The organism is Lutibacter sp., from assembly GCF_041596795.1.
Taxonomy (GTDB): Bacteria; Bacteroidota; Bacteroidia; order Flavobacteriales; family Flavobacteriaceae; genus Lutibacter.
On record NZ_JBFHHX010000122.1, the window covers coordinates 1 to 9,935 of the forward strand.

Consider the following 9,935-nt stretch of genomic DNA (forward strand, 5'->3'; position numbering starts at 1 on the left):
AGTGAAGGAGGAAAAGCGATTATTGCCTTGCCGTCAGTTACAAATAAAGGAATTAGTAGAATTGTTCCTTTTTTAAATAAAGGTGCTGGTGTTGTAACTACAAGAGCTCATGTGCAATATGTAGTTACGGAATATGGTGTTGCCGATTTGTATGGAAAAACAATTAATCAGCGTGTTGCGGAATTAATTAAAATTTCACATCCAGATTTTAGAGAAAGTATGGAAAAAGAGTACTTTGAAGCTACAAAATAAGAGTGTTTTTATTATAAATAAAAAGCCGTTATCTCTATTGTTGAGTTAACGGCTTTTTTATTTTTATAATTTAAATAAATTAATCTTGGTAAGAGTGTTTATAAGGTTCTCCACTTACAATTTTTAACATATCTTTTTCAACTGTTTCTCTTGGGTATTCAACAAAACGACCAATTTCTTTTCCATTTTTAAAGAAAATAAATGTTGGTACTCTTTGTATATCAAAACCTTCTTGTAAATTATCGGGAGTTGATTTACCTCTGTTTACAGTTACCAATTCTAAATTTTTATAATTAAATTCAGCAGCATCTAAAATTTTATAAAAAACGGGTGTTTGATGTTGACTGTCACCACACCAAGTTCCCATAAAAGCTTTTATAGTTACGTTTTTAAGCAGCGGCTTTAAGGTTTCAACAACTTCAGTATTTAATTGGTAACTATCGTAATTTGGTTGAAACCAAGTGTTAAAAGGAGCTGTTTGAAAACTTTCCTTGTTGGCAATTCCAACTAAATTTCCAGCAGCGTCTTCAGTTGCATTCACCACAATTTTTTTTGATGAACAACTAAACGCACTCACAATAATTACTAAAAATAATAGCCTCTTCATTTTATTAAAGTTTTAAAAACAAATTATACTAATGAATGTCTAGTCATTGCTTTTGGTTGTTCAACACCCATTAATTTTAAAATTGTTGGAGCAATATCACCTAAAACACCATCTTCAATTTTTTTCAAATCTTTATCAACTAAAATAAAAGGAACTGGATTTGTAGTATGTGATGTATGAGGTGAACCATCAGGATTCATCATAGTTTCACAGTTTCCGTGATCTGCAATAATTAAAGTTGTATAATCATTTGCGTTGGCAGCTGTAACTACATCTTTCACACATTCATCTACAGCTTCACAGGCTTTAATAGCGGCTTCCATAACTCCAGTATGTCCAACCATATCACCGTTTGCAAAGTTTAAACACACAAAATCAACTTCTTTTTTATTTAATTCAGGAATAATTGCATCACGAATTTCATATGCACTCATTTCTGGTTTTAAATCGTAAGTTGCAACTTTTGGTGATGGACATAATAATCGTTTTTCACCTTCAAATTCTTGTTCTCTACCTCCAGAAAAGAAAAAGGTTACGTGCGGATATTTTTCAGTTTCAGCAATTCTAATTTGTTTTTTTCCTGCTTTTTCTAAAACCTCTCCTAATGTATCAACTAAATTGTCGGTATTGTAAATTACGTTAATTCCTTTATAAGTTTCGTCGTAATTTGTAATAGTTACATAATGAAGTGGTAATGTTTTCATACCAAACTCTGGGTAATCTTGTTGTGTAAGCACTTCAGTTAACTCACGACCTCTATCGGTTCTGTAATTAAAGAATATTACAACATCATCAGCTTTTATTTGTGTTTTTGGAGTTCCATCAGCATTGGTCATAATAATTGGTTTAATAAACTCATCAGTAACACCATCAGCATAACTTTGCTCAATGGTTTCACAAGCATTTGTAGATTTTGTTCCAATTGCATTTACCATTGCATCGTAAGAAATTTTTACGCGTTCCCAACGTTTATCTCTATCCATTGCAAAATATCTTCCGGTAATAGTTGCAACTTCTCCAGTAGTTTTTGCCATATGCTCTTGAATGTCATTTACAAAGAATTTTCCTGATTTTGGATCGCAATCTCTACCATCAGAAAACGCATGTAAATACACATTTTTAGCATTATTTTCTGCAGCTACATCTAAAATACCTTTTAAATGATCTATGTGCGAGTGAATACCACCATTAGAAAGTAAACCTAATAAATGAATGCTTTTATTGTTTTCTTTAGCGTATTTTAATGCATCTAATAAAACTTGCTCTTGACCAAGAGTTTTGTTTTTTACAGCCATATTAATTCTAACTAAGTTTTGGTAAACAATTCTACCAGCTCCTAAATTCATATGACCAACTTCACTATTTCCCATTTGTCCTTCTGGTAAGCCAACGTGTTCACCATCAGTTCTTAAACTAGCATTTGGGTATTGGTTGTATAAATTATCTATATAGGAAGTTTTAGCATTAAAAATTGCTGAAACTTTAGGGTCTTGAGTAATTCCCCATCCATCTAAAATCATTAAAATTACTTTCTTATTCATTCTAAAATCTATTTAATTTTGAAGTCCAAATATACGAAGTATTCAACTTAAGAGTCTTATTTTTAGGAGTTAAATTCTATATAAAATTACTAAAACGATTGCGAGATGAAGTTAATGGTTGATATGCTGAAGGTCAAAAGGTTAAATATAAAAGTTAGTAGATAATAGATTAAAGACCGAAGTTGAAAATTGATAAAGCAATAAAAAAAGACAGTATTAAATATCAGCTACAATTATTAAATACTAACTACCAAGTATTAAAATAACAACCTATTTGTTGCTATACTTTTCAATAGCTTCTTTAATTTTTTCAATTCTATTTTCGGGATCTGGATGTGTACTCATTCTTTCAGGAGTTCTGTTTGGTCCAGCAGCAGCTTTTAAAATTTCCATAACGCCTATTAATTCAGCAGGATTATAACCAGCATCAATCATAAACCGAACACCTAAATCGTCACTTTCCAATTCATCATCTCTTCCATAACTCATGTTAATTACATTAGCAATAGCTGCAGCACCTTGCGCGGTATTTGGATCAAAACCAACAGCAACACCGCTTACCAAAGTTTGTGTTAAACCTTGTTTAGCCATACGCTCTGCAGAATGACGGCCAACTACATGACCAATTTCATGTCCTAAAACTCCTGCCAGTTGATCTTCATTTTCAAGTTTTGAAAACAAGGCATAGGTTATAAATATTTGTCCGCCAGGTAAGGCAAATGCGTTAATTGTTTGTCCGTCTTTTAGTAAATGAAAATCATATTTATAATTGGTTTGTTTAGCAATGCTATTATTTACTAATTTTTGCCCAACCATGTCTACAAATTGTTGGTATTTTTGATCGGGATATAAACCGCCATGTTGTTGTGCCATTTCCGGTGCAGATTGTAAGCCTATTGCAATTTCATCTTCTGTAGAAATTGAAATATGTTGTTTTTTTCCGGTATACTCGTTTACTTCACTATTAGAATAATATTTAAAAACACCAAACAAAATAATTGCGGCGCCTATTAGTAGTTTTACTTTAGAATTTCCTCTTTTCATTTTTTTAGTTTCTGTATAGTTGTAAATATACAACCTAAAATAGTTTTGAACAATACCTCTTTTTTTAATAAAAAAAAGTATAAAAAAGAGGCGCTTTTATAAATAAACATTGTTTTAATTACGCTATAAGTTGAAATTAAAAACAACCTATAAATGACTGAAAAAATTAAGTGCAACTTAAACATAATGAAGGTGATAACTATTTTGTTGAAAGTTGATTAAAGCTTTTTTTAAAAAACAATTAGTAACAGGTGTTACCGTATTTATAATTTTATAACTTATATTTGCGCAAAATTTAAAATAGTTTAAGATGAGTTTTTTCGGATTATTTGGTGGTGGTAACGAAGGTTCGCCAATTGAAGAATATTTAAAAGAAGGTGCTGTTGTAATTGATGTTAGAACAGTAGAAGAATTTGAAAGTGGCCACGTAAATGGCTCTAAAAATATTGTATTAAATGTAATTCCAGGAAAAGTTAAAGAAATTAAAGGCTTAAATAAAAAGATAATTGCAGTTTGCCGAAGCGGAGCTAGAAGCGGACAAGCAACGTCGTTTTTAAAGCAACAAGGTGTAGATGTAATTAATGGAGGCCCTTGGCAAAATGTAGCTAAATTTGTAAAATAAAAAATTTTATAAAACCTAAATATTAAAAAAGAGAAGCAAAGAGCTTCTCTTTTTTAGTTAAAAAGTAATAGTATATTTTTTATTTAAAACTTCAATCTTTTTATTTAAGGTTAAAAGAAATTGTTTATGTTGCTCCGAGTTAGAGTTAAATGGTTTATGTGCCAATCCTCTTTGAATGGTTTCAACTTCTTTTTGAACAGCCTTGGTTTTTTCATCAATCCAAACGTTTTGAAATTGTTCCCAAATATAATTTATGGCAGTTTCATTTGGATGCACCATATCATTTGCATAAAAACGATACTCGCGTAAATCGTCCATCATAATTTCATATGAAGGAAAATAGTACAATTGATTATTATTTTCTATTAATTGATGAATTGCAGTAATTAAATGTGCTTTACTTAATGTGTTTTCTATAAAACCATCTTTTAAATGCCTCACCGGACTTACAGTAAAAATAATAGTTGCTGTGGGATTAATCTCTTTAATAAGTGAACTTATATTTTGTATTGAAGCAGAAGTTTCATCAACAGAAAGCATTTTTTTTAAAAACTTTTTTTGAGCGACTTTGTGGCAGTTTCCAACAATTTTTTCTGTTTCAATAAACCTATAAACCCATGCCGTTCCTAAGGTAATAATTAAGTGGCTGGCGTTTTTTAAATGTTCATGCGTTAATTTAATAGCGCTATTTAAATTATGTAATAAATCTTCTTTTTTTACAGCACTTAAATCGGAATGCGCATCAAAACAATGCCAACGTTCATTTAATTGAAAAGTATCCTTTTCTGAATATTTTTGTAGGTTAATAGCATTATAAATCAGTTTTTCAATAGCAATTGGGTTAAACAAAATACCAAACGGATTGCTATGCGTTTTAAATTTATAGTAACTTAATTTAGTGCTAATATTTTCTGAAAAACACGAACCTATTAACACTAATTTTGAGTTATAATCTATTTGATTATCTTCTTTTTTTAGTTGTATGTTGGTTCTGAAATTCATTTTAGTTGAATTGTACAATTATCATCATGCTGAACTTGTTTCAGTATCTCATTAAAAGATGCTGAAACAAGTTTAGGGTAACGATGTTGAATAAATTATAAAATATATTCTTTTCCTTTATGTAAAGCTTCTTCAATTCCTGCTGGGTTTTTACCTCCTGCAGTAGCAAAAAATGGTTGTCCGCCGCCGCCGCCTTGAATTAGTTTTCCTAATTCTCTAACAACTTGTCCGGCATTTAATTTTTTATCTTCTACTAAATTTTTAGAAATATAACAGGTTAAAAATGCTTTTCCATCTGCTTCAGCACCAGCTAATAAAAATAAATTATCAACTTGGTTACCAATTTCAAAAGCCAAATCTTTAATGCTATTTTGGTCTAAATCTAGTTTTTTAGCTAAAAAGTTTACTCCATTAATAGTTTCAACTTCATTAATTAAAGTGCCTTTTAAGTTTTTAGCTTTATCCTTTAATAAAACTTCAATTTGTTTTTTTAATACTGAATTTTCTTCTTGTAAATCTAAAACTGCTTTTAACGGATTTACAGGATTTTTCAACATATCTTTAATTTCAAAAAATGCTCTGTTATTTTCAAAATAGAAATCTTTGGTAGCGTCTCCAGTAATGGCTTCAATACGTCTTATTCCAGATGCAATTGCACTTTCTGATGTAATTTTAAAATGCCAAATATCTCCTGTGTTTTGAATGTGTGTTCCACCACATAATTCTACCGATTGGCCAAATTGAATAGCACGAACTGTATCGCCATATTTTTCACCAAATAAAGCCATTGCGCCTTTTTCTAGCGCAGTTTCCATTGGTATGTTTCTAAATTCTTTTAACGGAATTTTACTATCTATTCTGGCATTTACAAAATCTTCAACTTCACGTAATTCATCAACAGTTAATTTTGCAAAGTGAGAAAAATCGAAACGTAAATTTTTTGAATGTACTGCAGATCCTTTTTGCTCAACGTGTGTTCCTAAAACTTCGCGTAAAGCTTGGTGTAATAAATGGGTGGCAGAGTGGTTACAAGCAGTTCTAAAACGTTGTTTACTATCTACTACAACTTTTAATTTTTGCGTTGGATCTACTGGTAAGTTTTCGGCAAAATGAATAATTAAATTATTTTCTTTTTTAGTATCAACAATATAAATTACGTTTCCGTTACTTACTTGAATATAACCTTTATCACCAACTTGTCCACCACCTTCTGGATAAAAAGGAGTCATGTTAAATACTAATTGATAAAAATCTCCTTCTTTTTTTGATGAAACTTTGCGGTAACGCGTAATTTTCACATTTGCTTCCAATGTGTCGTAACCAATAAATTCTTCTTCTGGATCTTCATCTAAAATAACCCAATCATCTGTTTCAACAACTGCAGCAGCTCTTGATCTGGTTTTTTGTTTTTCCAGTTCGTTATTAAAGTCGTTTTCATTTAACGTCATTCCTTTTTCAGAAAGGATTAAGGCTGTTAAATCGATAGGAAAACCGTACGTATCAAATAATTCAAAGGCTTTTTTACCAGAAACTTCTGATCCTTTGGTGTTTTTTATAATTCCGTCAAGTAATAATAAACCTTGATCCAATGTTCTTAAAAACGAATTTTCTTCTTCTTTTATAACGTTGGTTACTAATTGTTTTTGGATTTTTAACTCAGGGAAATAGTCTCCCATTTGTTTACTTAACGTGGTTACTAATTTGTAAATAAAAGGTTCTTTTGTGTTTAAAAAAGTAAATCCGTAACGGATTGCTCTTCTTAAAATACGGCGAATTACATAGCCTGCGCCAGTATTAGATGGTAATTGTCCATCGGCAATAGCAAAAGCAACCGCTCTTACATGGTCTGCAATTACACGAATGGCAATATCAGTTTGTTCATTTACACCATATTCATTGCTTGTAATAGCTTCAACTTCTCTAATTAATGGTGTAAAAACATCGGTATCATAATTAGATTGTACATTTTGCAACACCATACACAAGCGCTCAAAGCCCATTCCTGTATCAACATGTTTTGCAGGTAATTTTTCTAAAGATCCATCAGCTTTACGGTTAAATTCCATAAATACTAGGTTCCAAATTTCTACTACTTGCGGATGATCATTATTAACTAAACTTTTACCAGGTATTTTTGCTTTTTCTTCAGCAGATCTAATATCTACGTGGATTTCTGAACAAGGACCACACGGACCTTGTGCGCCCATTTCCCAAAAATTATCTTTTTTATTTCCGTTTATAATTCGGTCTTCGTCAATAAATTGTTTCCATAAGTCATATGCTTCTTGGTCGTATCCTAATCCGTCATCATCCGATCCTTCAAAAACAGAAACATACAAACAATCTTTATCAATTTTATATACTTCAGTTAATAATTCCCAAGCCCAAGAAATGGCTTCTTTTTTAAAATAATCGCCAAAGCTCCAGTTTCCTAACATTTCAAACATAGTGTGGTGGTAAGTATCTTTACCAACCTCTTCTAAATCGTTATGTTTTCCTGAAACACGTAAACATTTTTGGGTGTCTGCAACACGTTTTTCAGTGGCTGTTTTCTGACCTAAAAAGTATTCTTTAAAAGGTACCATTCCAGCATTTGTAAACATTAATGTTGGATCGTTTTTTAAAACCATTGGTGAAGATGCCACTATTTGGTGTTTTTTAGAAGCAAAAAAATCTAAAAATTGTTGACGTATTTGTTGTGATTTCATCTGTTAATTATTTACTAAAAAAAAGGAGTATGATTCCTTTTGTAAAACATTTCGTAATTTTGTTAATTCTGTAACGCAATATTAAAAAATAAGATTGCGAATTACGGTGCAAAAATAATATAATTTAATAACAATGGCGAAAGTAAAATATTATTACGATTCTGATACACTTTCCTATAAAAAGATAAAGTCTAAAATAAGTGATATTTTAAAAAGAATATCATTGGCACTAGTATCTGCTATTATGTTTATGATACTTGGTTATGTTGTTTTAACGCAGTTTTTTGATTCTCCAAAAGAAAAAGAATTAAAACGAGAATTGGAATTTGTGAAGTTAAATGAGCAATTGCATAATAAAAAAATTGTTCAATTAGAAAAGATTTTAGAAGATATACAAGAGAGAGATAATAACATATACAGACTTTATTTTGAGGTAAATCCTATTCCAAATGAGCAACGAAAAGCTGGTTTTGGTGGTGTAAATAGGTATAAAGCATTAGAAGGTTTTGATAATTCTGAAATGATTATTGATGTTACTAAAAACATGGATATATTATCGAAACAACTTTATGTGCAATCAAAATCTTTAGATGAAATTGTAAAATTAGCTGAAAATAAAGAAAAACTATTAGCAGCAATTCCTGCAATTCAACCTGTAAAAAATCAAGATTTAACAAGAATGGCATCTGGGTACGGTTGGCGATCTGACCCTTTTACCAAAGCCAGAAAAATGCATTGGGGAATGGATTTTACATCTCCAAAAGGAACTCCAATTTATGCATCTGGTGATGGAGTTATTGAGCGAGCCGATCAAAATTCTGCTGGTTACGGAAAACATATTAGAATAAACCATGGTTTTGGGTATGTTTCACTATATGCCCATTTAAGTAATTACAATGTGAAACAAGGGCAAAGAGTTAAAAGAGGTGATTTAATTGGTTTTGTTGGTAATACTGGACGTTCACAAGCGCCACATTTACACTATGAAATATTTAAAAATGGAACGCGTATAAATCCTATTAACTTTTATTACGGTAACTTATCTCCTGAAGAATTTGCGGCGATGCAAAAAGCTGCTGAAATTGAAGGACAATCTTTAGACTAATGCATATAAATTTACCAGAAAAAAGATATTATAAAATAGGAGAAGTTGCAAAAGCCTTCGATCTAAACACTTCTCATATTCGTTTTTGGGAAAAAGAATTTGATATTTTAAAACCCAAAAAAAACAAAAAAGGGAATCGCTTGTTTACGCAAGAAGATCTTAAAAACCTGCAATTAATTTATCATTTAGTAAAAGAAAAAGGTTTTACCTTAGAAGGTGCTAAAATTAAAATGAAAGAGAATCCAAAAAATATGGAAGGTAATTATGAAATAATTATGCGCTTAGAAAAAATAAAAGCAGAGCTTATTAAAATTAAGAATGAAATATCTTAAAAAATAATTTTTATAAATTAGTAACAAATTTAAGTTTCAATCAACTAATAAAATATAACTTTAAAATAGAAAACAATGAAAAAGTGGTTAATTCCTGTAATAATAATTGCCTTATTAATATTTGGTGGATATAGTTGGGTAAAAGGATTTTATAATAATACAATTCAATTAAACGAAAATGTTTCTGAAAGTTGGGGAAATGTGCAAACAGCATACCAACGTAGAAGCGATTTAATTGGAAACCTTGTAAAAACAGTTCAAGGAGCTGCAGATTATGAAAAAGAAACTTTAACTCAGGTTATTGAAGCGCGTGCAAAAGCAACATCAGTAAATATAGATCCATCTAACATTACACCAGAACAATTAGCACAGTTTAATCAAGTACAAGGTGGTTTAAGCGGAGCTTTAAAAAGTTTATTAGTAACTGTAGAACGTTATCCAGATTTAAAAGCAAATCAAAACTTTTTAAAATTACAAGATGAATTAACAAGTACTGAAAATCAAATTTTAACAGCTCGTACACGTTATAACGAAGCTATTAAACCATTTAATAATCAAGTAAAAACATTTCCAAATAATATTTTGGCAGGCTTCTTTAATTTTGATGGAAAACCATATTTTGATGCTGAGGCAGGCGCTGAAAATGCACCAGATGTTGAATTTGATTTTGGTAATAACGATAAAGAATAATGTCTAAAGTTGAAGATTTTTTAACAGCCACG

The 9,935-nt window shown here is 30.5% G+C and carries 10 protein-coding genes; 5 read left to right on the plus strand and 5 right to left on the minus strand.

All coding sequences use genetic code 11. The features are described 5' to 3' along the window. The coding region (locus ABY298_RS12480) for an acetyl-CoA hydrolase/transferase C-terminal domain-containing protein (protein ID WP_372746392.1) at nucleotides 1-252 on the plus strand (252 nt) is incomplete at its 5' end. A 79-nt stretch (nucleotides 253-331) separates the two neighbouring features. On the opposite strand, the gene ABY298_RS12485 is transcribed toward ABY298_RS12480, so the two are convergent. The 3 genes from ABY298_RS12485 to ABY298_RS12495 form a co-directional block, all read right to left on the minus strand. After that, complete coding sequence (locus tag ABY298_RS12485; RefSeq protein ID WP_372746393.1) at nucleotides 332-859, minus strand: thioredoxin family protein; 528 nt, start codon at nucleotides 857-859, stop codon at nucleotides 332-334. A 23-nt stretch (nucleotides 860-882) separates the two neighbouring features. Then, nucleotides 883-2,400, minus strand: a complete 1,518-nt coding sequence (gene gpmI, locus ABY298_RS12490; protein WP_372746394.1) for a 2,3-bisphosphoglycerate-independent phosphoglycerate mutase — start codon at nucleotides 2,398-2,400, stop codon at nucleotides 883-885. Nucleotides 2,401-2,670: 270 nt separating this feature from the next. Further along, a complete protein-coding gene (locus tag ABY298_RS12495) occupies nucleotides 2,671-3,444 on the minus strand; it encodes a M48 family metalloprotease (protein ID WP_372746395.1) in 774 nt (257 codons plus the stop codon). A 310-nt stretch (nucleotides 3,445-3,754) separates the two neighbouring features. On the opposite strand from ABY298_RS12495, the gene ABY298_RS12500 reads away from it, so the two are divergent. Further along, a complete protein-coding gene (locus tag ABY298_RS12500) occupies nucleotides 3,755-4,066 on the plus strand; it encodes a rhodanese-like domain-containing protein (RefSeq protein WP_372746396.1) in 312 nt (103 codons plus the stop codon). A 57-nt stretch (nucleotides 4,067-4,123) separates the two neighbouring features. Here the strand turns inward: ABY298_RS12500 and ABY298_RS12505 are convergent, their stop codons facing one another. Both ABY298_RS12505 and alaS read right to left on the minus strand, forming a co-directional pair. After that, nucleotides 4,124-5,068: a GSCFA domain-containing protein gene (locus ABY298_RS12505; protein WP_372746397.1), complete on the minus strand. Its 945-nt coding sequence runs from the start codon at nucleotides 5,066-5,068 to the stop codon at nucleotides 4,124-4,126. A 95-nt stretch (nucleotides 5,069-5,163) separates the two neighbouring features. After that, entirely contained in the window at nucleotides 5,164-7,776 is a 2,613-nt protein-coding gene (alaS, locus tag ABY298_RS12510; RefSeq protein ID WP_372746398.1) for an alanine--tRNA ligase, read from the minus strand. A gap of 133 nt (nucleotides 7,777-7,909) precedes the next feature. Here alaS and ABY298_RS12515 point away from each other — a divergent pair, with 133 nt between their 5' ends. From ABY298_RS12515 to ABY298_RS12525, 3 genes are all read left to right on the plus strand, one after another. Then, entirely contained in the window at nucleotides 7,910-8,881 is a 972-nt protein-coding gene (locus ABY298_RS12515) for a M23 family metallopeptidase (protein ID WP_372746399.1), read from the plus strand. Further along, complete coding sequence (locus ABY298_RS12520) at nucleotides 8,881-9,213, plus strand: MerR family transcriptional regulator (protein ID WP_372746400.1); 333 nt, start codon at nucleotides 8,881-8,883, stop codon at nucleotides 9,211-9,213. Before ABY298_RS12515 ends, ABY298_RS12520 begins: the two co-directional genes overlap by 1 nt. Nucleotides 9,214-9,288: 75 nt before the next feature. After that, complete coding sequence (locus tag ABY298_RS12525) at nucleotides 9,289-9,903, plus strand: LemA family protein (RefSeq protein ID WP_372746401.1); 615 nt, start codon at nucleotides 9,289-9,291, stop codon at nucleotides 9,901-9,903. The last annotated feature ends 32 nt before the right edge of the window (nucleotides 9,904-9,935 follow it).